At 64.0% G+C, this 18,075-nt stretch carries 18 protein-coding genes and 1 pseudogene; 3 read left to right on the forward strand and 16 right to left on the reverse strand.

What is annotated here, in order from left to right:
• From DUPY_RS00560 to DUPY_RS00635, 16 genes and pseudogenes are all read right to left on the reverse strand, one after another.
• Positions 1 to 304, reverse strand: a pseudogene (locus tag DUPY_RS00560) (hypothetical protein); the annotation flags it as partial.
• A 116-nt stretch (positions 305 to 420) separates the two neighbouring features.
• Complete coding sequence (locus tag DUPY_RS00565) at positions 421 to 1,605, reverse strand: tetratricopeptide repeat protein (RefSeq protein ID WP_070245790.1); 1,185 nt, start codon at positions 1,603 to 1,605, stop codon at positions 421 to 423.
• A complete protein-coding gene (locus DUPY_RS00570) occupies positions 1,602 to 2,507 on the reverse strand; it encodes an ExeA family protein (RefSeq protein ID WP_070245791.1) in 906 nt (301 codons plus the stop codon). The genes DUPY_RS00565 and DUPY_RS00570 overlap by 4 nt, the downstream gene beginning before the upstream one ends.
• Before the next feature lie 2 nt (positions 2,508 to 2,509).
• Complete coding sequence (mshL, locus tag DUPY_RS00575; RefSeq protein ID WP_070245792.1) at positions 2,510 to 4,297, reverse strand: pilus (MSHA type) biogenesis protein MshL; 1,788 nt, start codon at positions 4,295 to 4,297, stop codon at positions 2,510 to 2,512.
• Between the two features lie 2 nt (positions 4,298 to 4,299).
• Positions 4,300 to 4,764, reverse strand: a complete 465-nt coding sequence (locus tag DUPY_RS28590; protein WP_208599972.1) for a hypothetical protein — start codon at positions 4,762 to 4,764, stop codon at positions 4,300 to 4,302.
• The gene (locus tag DUPY_RS00585) at positions 4,749 to 5,651 is read right to left on the reverse strand and encodes a type II secretion system protein M (protein WP_141749355.1); all 903 of its coding nucleotides are present in this window, start codon (positions 5,649 to 5,651) and stop codon (positions 4,749 to 4,751) included. The genes DUPY_RS28590 and DUPY_RS00585 overlap by 16 nt, the downstream gene beginning before the upstream one ends.
• Positions 5,648 to 6,310, reverse strand: a complete 663-nt coding sequence (locus DUPY_RS00590) for a hypothetical protein (RefSeq protein WP_070245795.1) — start codon at positions 6,308 to 6,310, stop codon at positions 5,648 to 5,650. Before DUPY_RS00590 ends, DUPY_RS00585 begins: the two co-directional genes overlap by 4 nt.
• Positions 6,307 to 7,251: a type IV pilus biogenesis protein PilM gene (locus tag DUPY_RS00595; protein WP_070245796.1), complete on the reverse strand. Its 945-nt coding sequence runs from the start codon at positions 7,249 to 7,251 to the stop codon at positions 6,307 to 6,309. Before DUPY_RS00595 ends, DUPY_RS00590 begins: the two co-directional genes overlap by 4 nt.
• A 112-nt stretch (positions 7,252 to 7,363) precedes the next feature.
• Positions 7,364 to 7,831 (reverse strand): hypothetical protein, encoded by a 468-nt coding sequence (locus DUPY_RS00600; RefSeq protein ID WP_070245797.1) that lies wholly within the window; start codon positions 7,829 to 7,831, stop codon positions 7,364 to 7,366.
• Positions 7,828 to 8,769: a type II secretion system protein gene (locus tag DUPY_RS00605; RefSeq protein ID WP_167358999.1), complete on the reverse strand. Its 942-nt coding sequence runs from the start codon at positions 8,767 to 8,769 to the stop codon at positions 7,828 to 7,830. The genes DUPY_RS00600 and DUPY_RS00605 overlap by 4 nt, the downstream gene beginning before the upstream one ends.
• A gap of 11 nt (positions 8,770 to 8,780) precedes the next feature.
• Positions 8,781 to 9,416 carry a prepilin-type N-terminal cleavage/methylation domain-containing protein gene (locus tag DUPY_RS00610; protein ID WP_070245799.1) on the reverse strand — a complete coding sequence of 212 codons (636 nt, stop codon included), beginning with the start codon at positions 9,414 to 9,416 and terminating at the stop codon, positions 8,781 to 8,783.
• Positions 9,406 to 10,014, reverse strand: coding sequence for a pilus assembly FimT family protein (locus DUPY_RS00615; protein WP_070245800.1), 609 nt, complete (start codon positions 10,012 to 10,014; stop codon positions 9,406 to 9,408). The genes DUPY_RS00610 and DUPY_RS00615 overlap by 11 nt, the downstream gene beginning before the upstream one ends.
• A 27-nt stretch (positions 10,015 to 10,041) precedes the next feature.
• Entirely contained in the window at positions 10,042 to 10,575 is a 534-nt protein-coding gene (locus tag DUPY_RS29090; protein WP_275531530.1) for a type II secretion system protein, read from the reverse strand.
• Between the two features lie 48 nt (positions 10,576 to 10,623).
• Positions 10,624 to 11,136, reverse strand: coding sequence for a prepilin-type N-terminal cleavage/methylation domain-containing protein (locus tag DUPY_RS00625; protein WP_071651561.1), 513 nt, complete (start codon positions 11,134 to 11,136; stop codon positions 10,624 to 10,626).
• A 19-nt stretch (positions 11,137 to 11,155) separates the two neighbouring features.
• On the reverse strand, positions 11,156 to 12,385 hold the full coding sequence (locus DUPY_RS00630; RefSeq protein WP_070245802.1) for a type II secretion system F family protein: 1,230 nt from the start codon (positions 12,383 to 12,385) through the stop codon (positions 11,156 to 11,158).
• 1 nt (position 12,386) lies between these two features.
• Positions 12,387 to 14,090: a GspE/PulE family protein gene (locus DUPY_RS00635; RefSeq protein WP_070245803.1), complete on the reverse strand. Its 1,704-nt coding sequence runs from the start codon at positions 14,088 to 14,090 to the stop codon at positions 12,387 to 12,389.
• A 175-nt stretch (positions 14,091 to 14,265) separates the two neighbouring features.
• On the opposite strand from DUPY_RS00635, the gene DUPY_RS00640 reads away from it, so the two are divergent.
• From DUPY_RS00640 to DUPY_RS00650, 3 genes are all read left to right on the forward strand, one after another.
• Positions 14,266 to 14,982, forward strand: coding sequence for an ABC transporter ATP-binding protein (locus DUPY_RS00640; protein ID WP_070245804.1), 717 nt, complete (start codon positions 14,266 to 14,268; stop codon positions 14,980 to 14,982).
• 55 nt (positions 14,983 to 15,037) lie between these two features.
• On the forward strand, positions 15,038 to 15,976 hold the full coding sequence (locus DUPY_RS00645; RefSeq protein ID WP_229255189.1) for an ExeA family protein: 939 nt from the start codon (positions 15,038 to 15,040) through the stop codon (positions 15,974 to 15,976).
• A gap of 66 nt (positions 15,977 to 16,042) precedes the next feature.
• Positions 16,043 to 17,914, forward strand: coding sequence for a type II secretion system protein GspD (locus DUPY_RS00650; protein ID WP_070245805.1), 1,872 nt, complete (start codon positions 16,043 to 16,045; stop codon positions 17,912 to 17,914).
• The last annotated feature ends 161 nt before the right edge of the window (positions 17,915 to 18,075 follow it).

Consider the following 18,075-nt stretch of genomic DNA (forward strand, 5'->3'; position numbering starts at 1 on the left):
CGCCGGTACCGGCTTCGGCATCGCCTTCCTGGACGGCAGGGCCGCCCGCGCCGCCATTGCCGCCCCGGCCGCCCGTGACGGTGAGGTTGTTGTAGACCGCACCGGCATTGCCGGGATTGATGGCGAGCGACTGGCCGGCCTTGCCGGCGGCGCCAGCGGCAAGCGGTGCGGTGGCAGCGGCGCCATTCTGGCCGGCGTTACCGGTGCGCACGACGTCTGCCGCAAAAGCATTGGTCACTGCCAGCGAGAGCAACAAAGGCGTCAGTCCGACGGCCAGAGCTTGCTTTGAAGAGAATTGTTTCATGCTGAGCCTCAATAGTAAGTGTTATGTGACATTTCACTTGAAATAATCACCACAATCTTAATATTAAGGCACGCTCAGCAGTATCACCCAACTCTCTTATTAATTGACTGGTGCTCTCACTGTGGTACGGAACGCGCCAACTGGTCGAGCCGGCGGTCGATAAAGGCCAGCAATTCCGGGGTGATGCCGTTGCCGGTGCGGGCGCGCGTAAACGCTTCGCGCGCCTCGGCCGGGTGCTGGTCGGCCTGCATCGAGATGCCGAGGCCCATCCACCACACGCCGTTGAGCGGCGACAGCTTGAGCGCCGCCTGGTAATACCGCGCCGCTTCGGCGTGGCGCTGCTCACGTTGCAGCACGCCGGCCAGGAAACCCTGGTAGTCGGCATTGGCGGCGGCGTGCGGCAAGGTGGTCATCAGGGTTTCCAGCGCCGGTCCGCCGCGCTCGAGCTGCAAGCGCGCCAGCACCATGGCCAGGCCGGGCTGGCGCGGATCGATACCGAGCGCCAAACGCAGCTGGCGCATGGCGTCGTCGGGCCGGCGATTTTCCAGCAGCAGCGAAACATAGGTCTGGCGCGCCGCATCGTTGCGCGGATCGATTTCCAGCGAGCGGTCGAGATCGGCCAGGGCCACGCTCAAGCGACCCTCCTGCAGGGCCGCCAGCGCGCGCCGGTAGGTGTTTTCGGACAGCTGCTTGGGCGTGAGCTCGGGCTTGGTGGTCACGCCCGCCTCGGCGCGCGCGCTGCCCTGGCGCGGCTGGCGCGAAGCGCCAGTGGTGGCATAGGCAGCGGTATCGGCAACGGCAGCGGTCGGCGTTGGCCGGTGGTTGACCGCAGCCGTGCCGGCAGGCGTCGTGGCAGACGTCATGGCAGACGTGGCGGCAGAAGTCGCAACGGCCGCTACCGGTCCGGCTTGCCCTTGCGACGCGGACGACACCATGACGGCAGGCTGAGCAAGCACCGGCGCCGCAGTCGGCACTTCCGCAGTCAGCCCGCTGGCCGCTGGCGCCGTCGGCACCGCCGGTGCTGCTGCCGCTGTAGCAGACGGCGCCGTAGCCGGTGTCGCCACCGCCATGACCTGCACCGGTACAGGTACCGGCGTGGCCCGATGCATGGTTTGCCAGCCATACCAACCGGCCGCAGCTGCGGCCAGCGCCGCCACGCCGACGCCGGCCCCCACCAGCAACAGCGGCCGACGTTCGCGCTCCGGGGGCGGCACGGCTTTCAGTTCGCGTTGCTGCAAACCGTCCTCGCGCGCGCCGCCGCGTGCATCGAGATCCTGCAACATTTTATTGATCAGACTCATTTGCTCAGTGCCCATGTGAGACCGCAAGCGGCCACCAGTATTGCCATCCCTGCCGCGCCCCAGGCCAGCCGGCTCCGCAGGTGCGGCCGCACCCGCAGTTGCACCGTGTCGCGCGCCGCCATGCTGACATGGCTGCGCGTGACCTGTTGCCGGCCTTCGCCGAAGCACGCCATCAGCGCCTTGTTGGCGATGATGTTGACCAGCCGTGGTATGCCGCCGCTGGCGCCATACAGCCGCGCCACCGCGCCGCGCGTAAACAGCCGGCTGCCATCGTAGCCGGCCACCCGCAGCCGGTGCGCCAGGTAGTAGTCGAGGTCGTCGCGCTTGAGCGGTCCCAGGTGGTAATGGAAGGTGATGCGCTGGGCCAGCTGGCGGATCGCATTGTCCTGCAGGCGCAGGTTGAGCTCGGGCTGGCCGAACATAATGATCTGCAACAGCTTGCGCTTCTCGGTTTCCAGGTTCGACAGCAGGCGCAGCGCTTCCAGGCTCTCGATCGGAATCGCCTGCGCTTCGTCGAGCAGCAGCAGCACCTGCTGGTCTTGCTGGGCCAGTGCGATCAGGCGCGCCGTAATCGATTTCAATAACCGGTGCTGATCGACGTCGCGCTCGAGCACAATTTCCAGTTCGTCGGCCAGCGCCAGCATCAGGCTGCGCGGCTCCAGCAAGGGGTTGGGAATATAGGCCGTGACAAAGCCATCGCCGATGGTGGCAATGAACTTGCGGCACAGCAGGGTCTTGCCGGTGCCCACTTCGCCGGTGATCTTGATGAAGCCCTCGCCGCTTTTGGCCGCCACCAGCAAGGTATTTAACGCCTCCTGCGAATGCGGGCAGGTAAAGAAATAGCTGGTGTCCGGCGTGATGTTGAACGGCGCTTCACGCAAACCGAAGTGTCTGGCGTACATGGTTACCGGAGCCCCCCGCGCCGCTGCGGATCGAGATCCTTGATACGGCGGCTGCTATCGAGCAAGTCCTGGTTCCAGTCCGACGTCGATTCGATCACGGTCGGCTTGATCAGCACCACCAGCTCGCGCTTTTGCACCACTTCGCCGGTCGAGCGGAATAGCGCGCCCACCACCGGCAAGCCGCCAATGCCCGGCACGCCGGAGCGGTCCGAGGTGGTCGACTGGCGCATCAGGCCGCCGATTGCGACCACCTGGCCGTTCTGGCCGCGCACGATGCTGTCCATCTCCGAGGTGGACGACGACGCCAGCGGCAGCGACAGGCTGCCCAGCGCCACGCCGAGGTTGACCGCCTTGTTGACGGTCGATACCTGGCTCACCGACGGGTGCACGTGCAGGATGATGTTGCCCTGGTCATCGATCTGCGGCGTCACGTCCAGCACCACGCCCGAGAAGAACGGTTGCAGCGTGACGCTCGGCGTGGTGACACCCGTGCCGTTGGCATTGTTGTTGGTGGTGGTGCTGACGCCGGTGACGAAGAATTCGTCGGTGCCGATCTTGAGCAGCGCCTTTTGATTGTTAAGCGTGGCAATGCGCGGGCTCGACAACACGTGCACCGTGCCCTGCCCTTCGAGGAAGGAAATCAGGGCGGCGAAATTGCTGGTCTGGAAAGCCAGGCCGAACAGCGAGCCCATGGCATCGCCGGCCGCGCCGATCGCCGCGCCGGGATTGGCCACGATGCTGCCGTTGTTGAGCGTGACGCCCGTATTGTTGGCGCCGAGTGGCGCCAGGGCGGTCCCTGGCTGCACCAGCCCGGTGGCAATGCGGCTATTGGTGCTGAGTTTGCCGAAAGCGGACCAGTTGATGCCGCTCTGGAAATTGCTGTTCAATTCCACTTCGAGGATTTTCGCTTCCAGGATCACCTGGCGGTCCACCGACACCTGGGTAGCGCGCAGGTAATCGTCGACATTGCGCAAGGCATCGGGCATGGCGCGGATCACGATCACGCCCGACTGCGGGCTGATGGTGACGCTGCGGCCGTCCTTGCCGCTGTCGACGATGGCGTCGAGCGCGGTTTTCAGTTCCACCCAGAAGTCGCTGGCCGACGTGGTCTGCACACTGGCAGCGTCGCGCTGCGACTGCGAGCGGCCGCCGTTGCCGCTGTCGCCGCTATTGCCATTGTTATTGCTGCTGTTGCCCGAGTTGTCGTTGCCATTGCCATTGCCGGTATTGCTGCTGCCGCTATTGCTGGTGCCGGCATTGGCCACCGACGTCGACGACACGCGCAAGCTCGACACGCCCTTGCGGGTGGCGGTCAGGTAATTGACCTTGAACATCTTGGTCTGCATGGTGAGCGGCCGGATGTAGATGCGGGTGCCGTCGATCTTGTAGTCGTAGCCGTACAGTTCGCGTATCGCCTCGAGCGCTTCGAACAGCGTCACGTCCTTCAGGTTGGCCGTGATGTTGCCGGTCACGTCGGGATTGATCAGCATGTTGTAGCGGGTGCCGGCCACGATGGAATTGTAGAACTGCTGCACCGGCACGTTGTTGAACGAGACGTTGAAGCGTTCTTCCAGCACTGCGCGCGCCTTGGGCAGCTGTTCGGCCAGTTGCGCCACCGGCGGCAGCAAGGCGCTGGCGACGGCGTCGGCCTGGCTAGCCGCCGGCGGCCTGGCCTTGAGCGCGGCGTCGACCTCGGCGCCGATCTTGTTGTAGGTGTCGGGCTGGGGTGCCGTCTGGCAGCCGGCAAGGATCAGCGTCGTCAGGACGGCAAGGGGCAGGTACTTTTGCATAATCACTTCTCTGGTGCGGTATTGGGGGCGCTTTGGCGCCGGACCGTGGCGCCGATGTTAGCGTTGGCGTTGGCGTTGGCGTTAGCGTTGGCATTGCCGGCATCGGGATACAACTTCAAGACCTGGCGCGTGCGGCCATGTTGCAAAACCACGCGATCCTTGCCGACCTGGACCAGGGTGGCGCCGTGGATCTTGTCGCCCACGCGCAGGGCCTGGCCGTCGATCACGGCCACTTGCCGGCCATGATTTCCATTGAGCACAGACTGCAGTTGCGGACCGCTGGGCGCCGGCGCCTGATCGGCGGCACCGCCAGCGGCAGCCAGGCGCGCTTCGGGCGGCGGCCGGGTGGGGTCGGCCAGTTGCGCCGAGACCCCTGGCGCGGCGCAGGCCAGCGCCATTGCAAGCAACACTGCCAGCACCGGAGCGGCACCCGGGCGGATGGTGGCGCGGCTCATAGTTTCATCCATTGTTCATCCAGGCTCAGGGTGTAGAGCGTGAGGGTCAGGCGCGCTTCGGGATACTGCTGGGCATCGAGGCGCGCGCCGCCCCAGAACAGTTGTACCGGCAACGCTTCCAGCGCCTGCATGGTGTTGATCATGTCGAGGTAGCTGCCTTGCAGAACGATTTCCACGCCGTGCCGGTACAGCAGCTCGCGCGGCTTGGCGGTGGCGATGGTGGCAGGGTCGGGCCCAAGCCCAGGCACCGGCATCGGCTGCGGCGCGGTGGCAGGCGTGGTGGCAGCGGTGATAGCGGCGATGTTTGCCGGGTTGCTGCCCGGTGCGGCGCCTTGGGTGGCCGGTGGCGGCGTTTTTTGCAATGCCGACTGCTGCAAGGCCTGCTCCAGCGCCTGCGCCTGTGCTGACGGCACGCCATTTGCCGCAGTGCCGGGGGCGGCAGGTGGCGCCGGCGCTGCCGCTTCGTTCATGCCGGTTACCGGCAGCGTCCGCAGCGCCACAAGTGTCAGCTTACCATTGCCACGCAGCAGGTGCTCGAGCAACGGCGCGATCTTTTCCGGCGCCACCAGTCCCTTCTGCACGGCTTGCAGCCTGGCGCCGACGGTGTCGATCTCGGCCTGTGCCTGGTTCAGTTCGGCGCGGGCCTGGGCGTCGGGATCGACCACGAAACCCTGGGCCCGGGCAGCGATTTCGGTATCGATGCCGCTGATCTGGTTTTGCTGCTGGGCGATTTCCGCCAGCAACATGGCCTGCCTGCTGAGCATCGGCTCGACCGCCATGGTGTAGAGCAGGAACAGGATCAGGCCGGTGGCAGTGAGGAACACCAGCGCCCGTTCGCGCAAGGTCATGGCGTCGAGCTTGGTGCTGACCTTGATCCAGGCGTTTTTCAATGGTTTCATTTGGCCTGTCCTCCCGTCGATTGCAGGCTGAACTGCACGTAAGGCGCCGCTGTGGCGGGACCCGGCTGCGCGGCGGCAACAGCACTGGCGGCGGCCGGCGCGAGCGCCGCGTCAGGCCGCGTGATATCGAGGCTGGCAAAGGTTTTACCGCGCATCACGCGCTCGGTTTTCAGGCGGGCGATGTATTGCGGGATCAGGATCGGCTGCATGGCGCGGCCTTCAACGCCGATGTTGGTACCGGCACCAGCGATAGTCACGCCGGTCAGCCACAGGCCGTTGACGTTCTGGCGCGCGAACGCCCGAAAATACTCGGCATAGCCGGCGCTGTTGCCCAGCGCGCCCTGTTGAAGAAACTGCTCCACCCGGTGCAGCGACGCCAGCTCGGCCCGGGCTTGCGCCACATCGGTGGTCAGGGTGGCGCTTTTCTGGCGCGGCGCGAACTGTTTGTTGGCTTCCTGCAAGCGCCGCTCGCGCTCGGCCAGCAGGGTCTTGCCATGGGCGGCGCGCTGCGCCAGCTCATCGACATTGTGGCTGGCGTACCAGGTCATCAACAGTGTGCCCAGCACGATGGCGCCTAGCGCCTCGGCCATCGGCAGCGCCGCGAAGATCTTCTTCTGCTTGAGGAAGATCGGGTTGAACAGGTTGATCTGCTGGCTCACAGCACAACCTCCTCGTGCCGCAGGGCCGCGCCCAGGGTCAGGAAGAAGCGCTGCTGCTGCTCGACATCGGCAAGCGCCGGCACCCGCGAAAGATCGAACACGTCTTCCAGGCCCATGGCTTCGACCGGGGTGTACAGGTTGGCCGCCAGGTATTCGTGCAGTCCGGGAGCGCCGGTGGGCGCCAGCAACAACTTGTTGACGTTGACGTAATTGAACTGGCGGTCGAAATGGTCGAGCGAGCGCTGCAGCTCCAGCGTGATCTTGTCAAAACAACCCTGCTGCTTGTCGGTGTCCGGTTCCAGCAGCTGGGCAATAGTGACGTCGATGCGGCGCGACAGGTACAGCTCGCCCTTGAAAGTAATCGTCAGCAAGCCGCCGTCGGCGTCGAACGACAGCATGGCCAGGCCGCGGCCTTCGGTTTCCAGCAGCGCCGAGATATTGCGTTGCGCCAGGTCGGGAATGTCGATCACGGTCAGCGCCAGCTGGATGTCGGCGAACAGCGCCTGGCGCGCCTGGATCAGCGTATTGCGGGCGGCCACCGCGAACATCGAATGGCCGCGCGACATGCCGTTGGGATCGACCGGGATATCGAGCACGTCGATGGTGGCGTCATCGACGTGGAAGTCGAGCATGTCCTTCAGGCGCCAGCGCACGGCGGTTCTCAGTTCGTCCTGGGGCACATTGGGCGCTTCGACTGTCAGCAGCTGGTATTCGCCGCCGCCGAGCATGGTGCCGAGCTGGTAGCTGGCAAGCTTGAATTCCTTGGCGGCGCGTTCGAGCGCGGCCGGCGAACGGCTGTCGGTGGCGGGCTGAAACGCGGACAGTTCCACCACGGCCTTGCCATCGCGCGCGCGCTGGACGCGGGCGACGCAGAGTCCATCGCGCAAAAAGGAGACGGTGACCCAGCCTTCCTTCTTTTTAGTTCTTGTAAAAAATCCCATGCCCGTGTTTCTCTGTGGTTATGTCGTTGATTATATTCAACTTTCGAATCATTTTTACGCTATTTGACATTCATGCCGTAAAAATACACATTTTCCCGCAGCGCTTGTTTCTTTAAAGCTGCGCCTGCACCACGCGCTGGATGTAGTCGGGACTGTTGTTCGGCGCACAGGCGGTGCCGACCGTGGCATTGCACGCGGTGACGGTGATGGTGATGCGGTTGGCGGTGGGGTCGGCCGTTCCTGTCGCCACGCCGAAGCCGGCCGGCAGCGCCTCGCAAGCTACAGTCACCGTGAACCCCGACAAGCTGGTATTGGCCGGCAGCGCGAAGGCGTTGGTGGATGGGCAACCGAGGCCGCCTCCTTGCAGTTGGGTGAACAGCGCCCACTCCATCCCGGCTTTGGCCGCCAGGTAGGCGCGCGCGCCCAGTTCGTCCTGGGTGCGGGTGACCTGTTGCGTGGTGGTCAGCGACACCACCGCCACGGCCAGCCCGGCCAGCACCACCAGCAGGAAGATCGCCGTCACCAGCGCCACGCCGGACGACTTGCGCAGCCTGCGCGGGTTCATGACAGGTTGGTTCATGGCGTATTGTTCACGTGGATTTGATGGACCAGCGTCACGGTTTCCAGGCCGCTGTCGGGCCTGGTGCGGCCGAGCGTGAGCGTGAGCCCGACCAGCGCCGATTGCCGGTTCGGATTGGTGCCGACGCTGATATTGCATGCCACAACATTGTTTGCCAGCAGCACCCCGGCGGCAGTTGCCGGCTGCGACGGCACCGGGCTGAAACTGGCAGCAACTGACCGCGTGAGCGTGCCAGTGCCGGTAGCGTTGCCCTGGCAGCGAAAGATCACGGGCCTGCCCACCACCTGGAAGCGCTGGTCGGGCGAGGTATTGGGCGGCCTTGGCGTTGCAGCGTTGACCGGCACCGCAAACGGATTGGCCAGTGGCGACACGGCGTTGCCGCCACCGAGCTCGGACGCCGGCACGGCGCTGAATGAAATCGTCTGCAAGGACGCGGCAATGGCGCTGCCGGTCACGCGCGCCAGGTTGCTGGCGGCGTAGGCGTCGGCATCCTGGAAGCCGGCGCCGAGGTTGTAGATGGCAATGTAATTCGGCCCTCCCGGCGCCATCGCGGCGTTCGCGCCCACCACGCTGAAACTCGTCGCCGCGCCGTTGGTAAAACTGAGCGGCGTGCCGGTCGTGGTGTTGTCTTCCACCGACAGGTAGCGGCCGCCGCGGTAGGTGGGGATGAATTCCAGGAACACCACGCCGCCGACGTTATTCACGCGGGTACTGTTGGGCAACGACGCGCGGATCTCGCGCGCCATGCGGCGCAGGGCCAGGTCGGCGACATCGGTCATCTCGGCGCGGCCCGCGCTATCAAGGTAACTGGTGACCGGGCGCCGGATGAACAGCACCAGCGTGCCGGCGATGATCGTGGTCAGCACCATCGCGACGATGATTTCCACCAGCGTGAAGCCGCGCTGGCTACGATGGTGAGCATGCAACCTGGGCATCATGTTGGACGCCATCACGGCAGCACGTTCGGCGCGTAGCGCGTGCGGTAGGCGTCGAGCCGCACGAATTCGTTGGCCCCGCCGTAGGTGGTGGTAATGGTGATCTGCAGGGCATTGAGGGCGCCGGCGCTGGACGTGATCGCCGCCCCCGCAGGACCGAGCCCGGCGACGAAATTGAGCGTGACGGTAGAGCGGATGGGCGCCAGCGAGGCATTGCCCATGGTGGCGCCGGTGCTGTCCACGCCGAGCCGGTTGCCGCTGATGTCAACGTCCACGTTGTTCACAGCGAACGTGAACGTGGGCTGGCCGGCCACCAGGGCATAGTCGGCGACATTGCCGTACGGGCGATTGGCGCCAGCGGCGCGCGCGCCCACTCTCATTGGGGTAACGCAAGCGGCCTGGTTGGCGGCACTGGCGGCGTTCGGATCGTCGGGCGTACAAAAGGTAAAGCGCGCCAGTTGTACCTCTTCCATCAGCGCTTCGGCAATCATCAGCGCCTGCTTGCGGCGCAGCGGTTCGGCGCTGGACTTGTTGCTGAGATTGATCACGCCGATGATGCCGGCTGCCGCAACGCCCATGATCACCATGAAGAGGATCAGCTCGATGAGGGTGACGCCGCGGGCGCGCCTGGAAAATTGTCTAGAACACATAACCGGTCTCCGCCTCGACATTGAGCGTGGCGGTCTGGTTGCCGCTGCTGAAGTTGAGCGTCAGGCGGGTGAAGCCGGAAATGCCGTCGACGGCGTCGCCGCTGTTGAACGGCCGTCCCGCTGCGTCGAAAAAGAAATATCCGTTCGGCGCCATTTCAGTGCGCGGCGCCGTGCTGGCGATGCCGATGCCGGGACTGCCCAGGCATGCCCAGTTGGCCACGTAGGCGCCGCCGGCGGGAAACACGCAGAACGCGCGGGTGGCAGTGGTACCGTTGTTGGCGCCGCCCGGCGCCTGGGCCAGGTTGGCGGCCGTACTGCAGACCGTCCCCGTGGCAGGGTTCACGTCGAAGCACACCGCGAAGCCGGCAGGCGTGGAGCGCACGTACACCGGACGGTTCTGGGCGATGGCGAGCTTCTGGGCGTAGCGTATCAGTGCCTTGGCCTGGTCGGCGAACGCCCTGGCTTCGAACACCTGGCGGTCCACGAACCTGCTGCCGACCACCGCGCCGATGATGCCGATCAGGACTATCACCATGATCAGTTCGATCATGGTGAAGCCGGCGCGGTCACGGCACGTGGGTACCGGGGGTATGAACATCAACCGCCTTCACCTGCCAGCGTATGATCAGCGGCAGTTCGCTGCGGTTGGCATTGGCGACAACACAGGCGGCAAATTGAGTCCAAGCGATTGTGTATAAATCACGACGCAAGTCACGGCGGTAGCACTGTTGGCAATGCCCCTTGGCACGATGGCCACGCTGTTTGCCGGCACCGCCGGGCTGACGTTGGGCACTGCCGCGATAGCGGTGCCGCCAGCAATAATGGCGGTGTAATCGTTGGCGTCGAGACCGGCGGCAGTAACCAGGTTGGCATTAGCCAGCGCGTAACCGTTGGCATCCATATTAACCGTAGTGCCCTCGAACGTCGGATCGGCGCGATTCACCAGCCAGGCGCCGTGCGCCGTTGCAGCGGTGGACGCCAGCGAACCGCGTACCGCGTTAAGCGACGCCACGCGCGCATCGCCGCTCAGATTACTAAATCGGGGCAGCGCGACCGCAGCCAGAATACCGAGAATCACGATCACAACGATCAGCTCGATCAGGGTGAAACCCGACTGGGCGCCACGGGCGCGGGTGACGGACATCGCTTGCTTGTTCATATACTTCTCCAAATCGGACATTGAATGAGAAAAACCCGCGTCATCACGTCAGGTCTTCACTTGCTCGATGTCGAGACCGACCACCGTACCGGCCGCGTTTTCCGCAATGCCAGATGTGTTGAGCAAGTGCAACAATTTTACCTTGAATTTCAAACGTTTCGCCTGACCTCGAGAAAATGTTTCCGCATTATTTAACAAATAAACGACGCTCTTGTCGCTTCGGTCATAACACCAGTTGCCGGCGCCGATCTGCGCGTCAGACGGAGCGTAAAATTCACCTGCATAATTGACAGGCTTGCTCTTTAACCAGCTGAACGGGTTTTCTTCGGCCAACATCGTTAAATTCGAGCTGCCACTTGGCAACTTGCCTTGCTCAATGCGGCTTTGCAGCGATAATCGCAAGTTGGCAACAATTGTTTGCAAAGAAACACGTTCAGCTTGGCCCTGGTAATACGCGACGCGATTGAGCAGGACCGTCGCCAAAACGGCCACGATGGCGACCGCCACGACAAATTCCAGCAAAGAGTATCCGCGTTGTTTTGGCGTCACAAGGTTTGTCATAACACTCACGCCGGCGCACTCAGTGCGGCAGCGCCGCTTTGCCCAGGTCCCAGATCGGCAGGAAAATGCCGAGCGCGAGGATCAGTACCATAATGCCTAGAAACACGATCATGATCGGCTCGATCTGCGCCGACAGCGTCTTGAGCTCGTAATCGACCTCGCGCTCGTACATTTGCGCCACTTCGTCCATCAGGTCGTCGATGGCGCCGCTCTCCTCGCCCACCGCGATCATTTGCAGCACCACCGGTGTGAATACGCCGGCGGCGGCGGCCGTGCGCAGGATGCTGTCGCCGCGCTCGACGCCGTCGCGCATCTGTTCCACCCGCGCCGACAGGTAGGCGTTATCGACCGTTTGCGACACCACGGTGAGCGCCTGCACGATCGGTACGCCGCTGCGCGAGGACAGCGCAAAGCTGCGCGCAAAACGCGCCAGCGTGGCCTTGAGGATGATGTTGCCGGCCACCGGGATGGTCAGCTTGAACTTGTCCCAGCGATAGCGGCCGCTGGTAGTGCGGATCCAGCTGCGAAAGCCCAGGGTGCCGGCCACTGTCACCACCGCCAGCACGGGCCAGTAGCGCACGGTAAAGCTGGACGTGCCGATCAGGATGCGTGTCATCAACGGCAATTCGGCGTGCATGCTGGCAAACACGCCGGCAAATGCCGGAATCACGAACATGTTGACCACCACCATGGCGGCAATCATGGCGAACACCACGAAGCTCGGATAGCGCAGCGCGGTCTTGACGCGCTCGCGCATGTCGCGGTCGAATTCCAGGTGATCGAACAGGCGCAGGAACACGTCTTCCAGGCGGCCGGTCATCTCCCCCACCCGCACCATCGACAGGTAGAACGGCGTAAACACGTCCGGGTGGCGGCGCATGGCGGCCGACAGTTCGCGGCCCGAATCGAGCGACTCGCGCAAATCCTTGATCACCTTGGCGAACGATTTGCTCACCGCCGACTCCTGCAGTCCGGCCAAACCGCGCATGATCGGCACGCCCGACTTGAGCAGCGTGTACAGCTGGCGGCTGAACAGTTGCACGTCCATCGACGTCACCTTTTTTTCCAGCAGCCTGGCCCACCAGCCCTCGCCGTCGTCGGCCACGCGCTTCTGGGTGACGGTGATTTCGATCGGCGTCACGCCGGTGTTGAACAACTGGTCGGCCACGGCGCCGCTGTCGGGCGCTTCCAGCACACCCTGCATCAGTTCGCCGCGCGCGTTGCGGGCCTTGTAGGCGAAATACGGCACGTCACTCCTCGACCTGGTTGCTGATGCGCATCGCTTCAGCGATGGTGGTGCGGCCTTGCACCACCAGTTGCACCGCGTGGCGGCGCAGGGTTTCGCCAGCCATTTGCTGCTGCGCCACCTTGAGGAAGTGGGACGGGTTCGGATCGTTGGCCGCATCGACCACGGCGCGCGTCATTTCCAGCAGCTCGTACACGCCGGTACGGCCGCGGTAGCCCATGCCGTTGCAATGCGAACAGCCCTTGCCGTGGAAGTAACGCGCCATGTCCACCTTGTCGTTCAATTCCAGGCTCAGCCATTCACGTTCGGACGGCGTCGGTTGGTATGGCGTGGTGCAGCTTTCGCAAATGGTGCGCACCAGGCGCTGCGCCAGCACCGCCTGCAGCGAGCTGCCCACCATGTAGCGCGGCACGCCCATGTCCATCAGCCGCAGCGGCGTGCTGATGGCGTCGTTGGTGTGCAGCGTCGATAGCACCAGGTGGCCGGTCATGGCGGCGCGCAGGCCGATCTGCGCGGTTTCCTGGTCGCGCATCTCGCCCACCAGCACGATGTCGGGATCTTGGCGCAGCGCCGAGCGCAGCACGCGGGCGAAGTCGAGCTCGATCTTTTCGTTGACCTGGACCTGGTTGATGCCCGCCAGGCGGTACTCGACCGGATCTTCCACCGTGATCAGCTTTTTCTCCACCGAATTGAGTTCGGCCAGCGCGCAGTACAGCGTGGTGGTCTTGCCGCTGCCGGTGGGGCCGGTCACCAGCACCAGGCCGTTGGGGCGCTGGACGATGGCGCGGAATTTTTCAACCAGCGCGCGCGGCATGCCGATGGCGTCGAGCCGCAACTGGGCGCTGCTCTGGTTCAGCAAACGCATCACCACCGATTCGCCGTACTGGGTGGGCATGGTCGAGATCCGCACGTCGATGCGCTGGTTGCGCACGCGCACGGCAAAACGGCCATCCTGCGGCAGGCGTTTTTCCGAGATGTCGAGGTCCGACATCAGCTTCAGGCGCAGCGCCAGCGACGGTGCGATCTTGATATCGGCCTCGGTTTGCAGGTGCAGCACGCCGTCGATGCGGAAGCGGATCTGCAGCCGCCCCTCCTGCGGCTCGATGTGGATGTCGGACGCGCGCACCTGGGTGGCGTCGTCGAACACCGATTGCAGCAGCTTGACGATCGGTGCTTCTTCCAGGTTGGGATTGGCGGCCAGCGCGCCGAAGTCCACCGACACGTCGCCCAGGTCCTGCTCGAGCTCGCGCGCCAGGTCGGAGATGTCTTCGGTGCGGCGGTAGATGCGGTCGATCACGCCCAGCACCTCGGTCTCGTTGACCACGGCAAGCTCGATCGGCTGCTTGACGATGCGGGCGATCTCGTCGTACGCGAACAGGTCGGTCGGGTCGGAAATACCTACCAGCAAGGTTCCCTTGCGGTCTTCCAGCACCAGCGCGCGGAAGCGGCGCGCCTGGGTCTCGGGCAGCATGCGCACGATCTCGGGATTGACGTTGAAGAATTTCAGGTTCAGATACGGAATATCGAGCTGGCGCGCCAGCGCGTTGGCGATCTGCTCTTCGGTGACATAACCGTTTTCGACGAACACGCGCCCCAGCTTGCGGCCGCTGCGCTTTTGCTCGGTCAGCGCCAGTCCCAGTTGCTCTTCCGACAGCAGCTTTTGCTGGACCAGGATTTCTCCCAACCTGACTTTTTCCGGCCTTGCCATACCTGCTCCCCGTTCAATCCGCGATGGCATCAATAAATGCCTCAAAACAACTTGCCAGACATTCTAGACGAGAATGTGACATTTGCGATGAAGAAACACGAAACGATGTCGCATTCCGCGCACGAATACGCTACAGTGTTACATCATTTCCTACCGGCTACTATTCCCCTGCTTCATGACTGAAACTGCCCTGCGCTTCCAGCAAGTCGTCAAACGCTATGGACCGTCCGGCGTGCTGCAGGGAGTCGATCTGGCGGTGCAGGCCGGCGAATGTTTCGGCCTGGTCGGCGTGAACGGCGCCGGCAAAACCAGCCTGATCAAGTGTCTGCTCGATTTTTGCGCGCTCGACGGCGGCGCCATCGCCATCTTCGGCCAACCGCACGACCAGCCGGCCAGCCGCGCGCCGCTGGGCTTTTTGCCCGAGCGTTTTATGCCGCCGTACTACCTGACCGGCGCCGACTTCATCAAGTACCTGCTGACCTTGCAAGGCGTGAAGGTGGACGCTGCGGCGGTGGCCGCCATGCTGGCCGCGCTCGATCTCGACGCGGCGGCGTTGAAAAAAACCGTGCGCCATTATTCGAAAGGCATGACGCAAAAGCTGGGCCTGGCCGCCTGCCTGCTGTCGCCCAAGCGGCTGTATGTGCTCGACGAACCGATGAGCGGCCTCGATCCGAAAGCGCGTGCGCTGTTGAAGCAACAACTGCGCGCCTTGCAACAGCGCGGCAGTACGCTGTTTTTGACCTCGCACGCGCTGGCCGATGTCGATGAACTGTGCGACCGCATGGCCATCCTGCACGACGGCGCCATCCGGTTTACCGGCACGCCCGCCGACTGCCGCGCGCATTACGGCGCCCAGACATTGGAACAAGCCTTCCTGGCTTGCATCGCTTGATGGAACCGTGGATAAACCTACTGCGCGGCCCGCTACGATTTCTCAAGGTTCCGGAATGACCACGTCGGCCATGTACCAGCAACACTTCGGGTTGCGCGAGTCGCCGTTCGGCATCACGCCCAATCCGGCGTTTTTTTACGCGGGCAATACGCGCGGCGAGATCCTCGATGCGCTGCTGTACGCGGTGTGCCACGGTGAGGGCATCGTCAAGGTCACCGGCGAAGTGGGCGCCGGCAAGACCATGTTGTGCCGCATGCTGGAAAGCCGCTTGCCCGGACATATCGAGGTGATCTACCTGGTCAACCCCAACCTGGACCCGGTGGAAGTGCAGTACGCGATCGCAGCCGAACTGGGCCTGGCCACGCGCGGCTACCGGGTCGATGAAATCCAGCGCGCCGTGCATACGCACTTGATCGCCCTGCACGGCCAGGGCCGCAACGTGGTGCTGCTGGTGGAGGAGGCGCAAGCCATGCCACTGGCCACGCTGGAAGCGATCCGCCTGCTGACCAACCTCGAGACGGCCAGCAGCAAGCTGCTGCAAATCGTGCTGTTCGGCCAGCCGGAGCTGGACCGCCACCTCGACCTGCCATCGATGCGGCAACTGAAGGAACGCATCACCCACAGCTTCGAGGTGCCGGCGCTGGCGCCGTCGCTGGTGGCGGAGTTCCTGGCGTTCCGGCTGGCGGCGGCCGGCCATGGCGGCGCGCCGGTATTCAGCAACGATGCGGTGCGGCTGATCGGCGACGCGTCGGAAGGCATCGTGCGGCGGATTAACGTGTTGGCCGACAAGGCGCTGCTGGCGGCGTTTGCCGACGATGCCGGCACGGTCGAGGCGCGCCACGCCCGGCTGGCGATTGCCGAGTCGCCCTATCGGTCCTATCGCACGTCCCGTTTGAAGGGCTTGCAGCCACGTACTGTTGTAACGGCGTGTTTGCTGTGCCTGGTATTTGTTGCAATCTGTTGGAGCGTCCTTGCGACCGCTTCCGAATTGTAAGATCATGGTCGTTATATTGCAAATTCACAACATCATCCTGTGGTGTCACCGGGCCGGAAAGACTCAATGAAAAAACTAGCCTGTTCCCTGTTGCCCGTCGCTTCCTTGATCCTGGCAGGTTGCGCCACGCGCGCGCTGCCGCCCTCGCCCACCCACATCTCGGAGCCGCCGCGCCCGGCCGGGGCGATTCCCGAGCCGGTGCGCCAGAGCGCCATGCTGCCGCCGCCCAAAGCGACCGCCAAGGTGGAAACCTACAGCGTGACCGTGCACAAGGTCCCGGTGCAGTCGCTGCTGTTCGCGCTGGCGCGCGACGCCGGCCTCAATGTCGACGTCCATCCGGGCGTGGAAGGCAGCGTCACACTGAATGCGCTCGACCAGACCCTGCCGCAACTGCTGGCGCGCATCCAGCGCCAGGTGGACATGCGCTACGAGATCAACGGCACCACCCTGACCGTGTTGCCCGATACGCCGGAGTGGCGCAATTACAAGGTGGACTACGTCAACATTGCGCGCAGCACCAACAGCAGCGTCAATATCGCCACCCAGATTTCCACGACCGGTGGCGGCAGCAGCGCATCGAACCCGGTCGGCGCGGCCAGCGGCACCGGCCAGAATGGCGGCAGCAGCGGCGGCTCGTTTGGCGGCAACAGCGCCACGAACAATCCGAGCAATAACTCGACCACCGTGGTCAACAACCGTTCGGACAACAATTTCTGGTACAGCCTGGAAAAGAATATCCGCGACATGCTGCGCCCGACCACCATCAACGACAAGCTGGTCGATCCGCTGACGGCGCCGCAGCCGGGCCAAAATAGCCAAACCGGCCAGACCGGCCAAGCAACAGGTGCGCAGGGGGCGAACAGTCAGCAGCAAGCGTCGCCGTCGCCGTTCGATGGCGGCGCCTTCGGCGGCAACCGCAACACCACTACCAATTCGGTGGTGGTCAATGCCGAGGGCGGCCTGATCGCGGTGCGCGCCACCAGCCGCCAGCACGAAAAGATCCGCGAGTTCCTCGAGATCGTGCTGGGCGCCGCCAAGCGGCAGGTGCTGATCGAAGCCACCGTGCTGGAAGTCAAACTGAGCAACAACTACCAGCAGGGCATCAACTGGTCGACCATTTCCGGCGGCAACGTGCAGTTTTCACAGCGGGCGATCGGCCAGACCGGTTTGCCCAGCGGCGTCAATCCCGGCACCAGCCCCGGCGCCTTTCTGCTGACCTACTCGGCGGCCGGCAAGCTGGGCAACCTGACCACGGCGATCCAGTTGCTGGAATCGTTCGGCAAGGTGAAAGTGCTGTCGAGCCCGAAAATCAGCGTGATGAACAATCAGACCGCGCTGCTCAAGGTGGTCGACAACAACGTGTTCTTCTCGATCAAGGTCACGCCGGCCGTGCTGGGCACCAACGGCACGCCGATTTCGCAGGCCGTGTACGAATCGAAGCTCGAGACGGTGCCGGTCGGCTTCGTCATGAGCGTGACGCCGCAGATCTCCGACAACGACGAGGTCACCATCAATGTCCGCCCCACCATTACCCGCATTGTCGGTTACGTCAACGACCCGAATCCGGCGCTGGCCGACGCCAAGGTGACCAGCCGGGTGCCGGTGATCCAGGCGCGCGAGCTGGAGTCGCTGATGAAGGTACCGAGCGGGCAGATCGCCGTGATGGGCGGCCTGATGCAGGACAGCGTGGACAACCTCAAGGACGGCATCCCGCTGCTGTCGAGCGTGCCCGTGATCGGCGACCTGTTCTCGTTCCGCAATGAAACCAGCACCAAGACCGAGCTGGTGATCTTCATGCGGCCGGTCGTGATCAAGGACGCCAGCGTCAACGGCGACTACCGCAACTACCGCGACCTGCTGCCGGGCGAACCCGACACTGAACCGTACCCGGTACCGTCCACCTACCCTGTCCCTACCGCCAAGGCCAACGGATCATGAGCTTGTTAATGCAAGCGCTCAAGAAAGCCGAGCGCGCCAAACAGAATGCCGCCGGCGACACCGAGGTGGACCGGCCATCGCGCGAGTTCGACGATATCCTGGCGCTGACGCCGGAACCGCAGGCGGCGGTCGTGGCTGGTAATGCAGGCTCTGCCGCATCA

Origin of the sequence: Duganella phyllosphaerae (assembly GCF_001758785.1) — a bacterium.
GTDB classification, from domain to species: domain Bacteria; phylum Pseudomonadota; class Gammaproteobacteria; order Burkholderiales; family Burkholderiaceae_D; genus Rugamonas; species Rugamonas phyllosphaerae.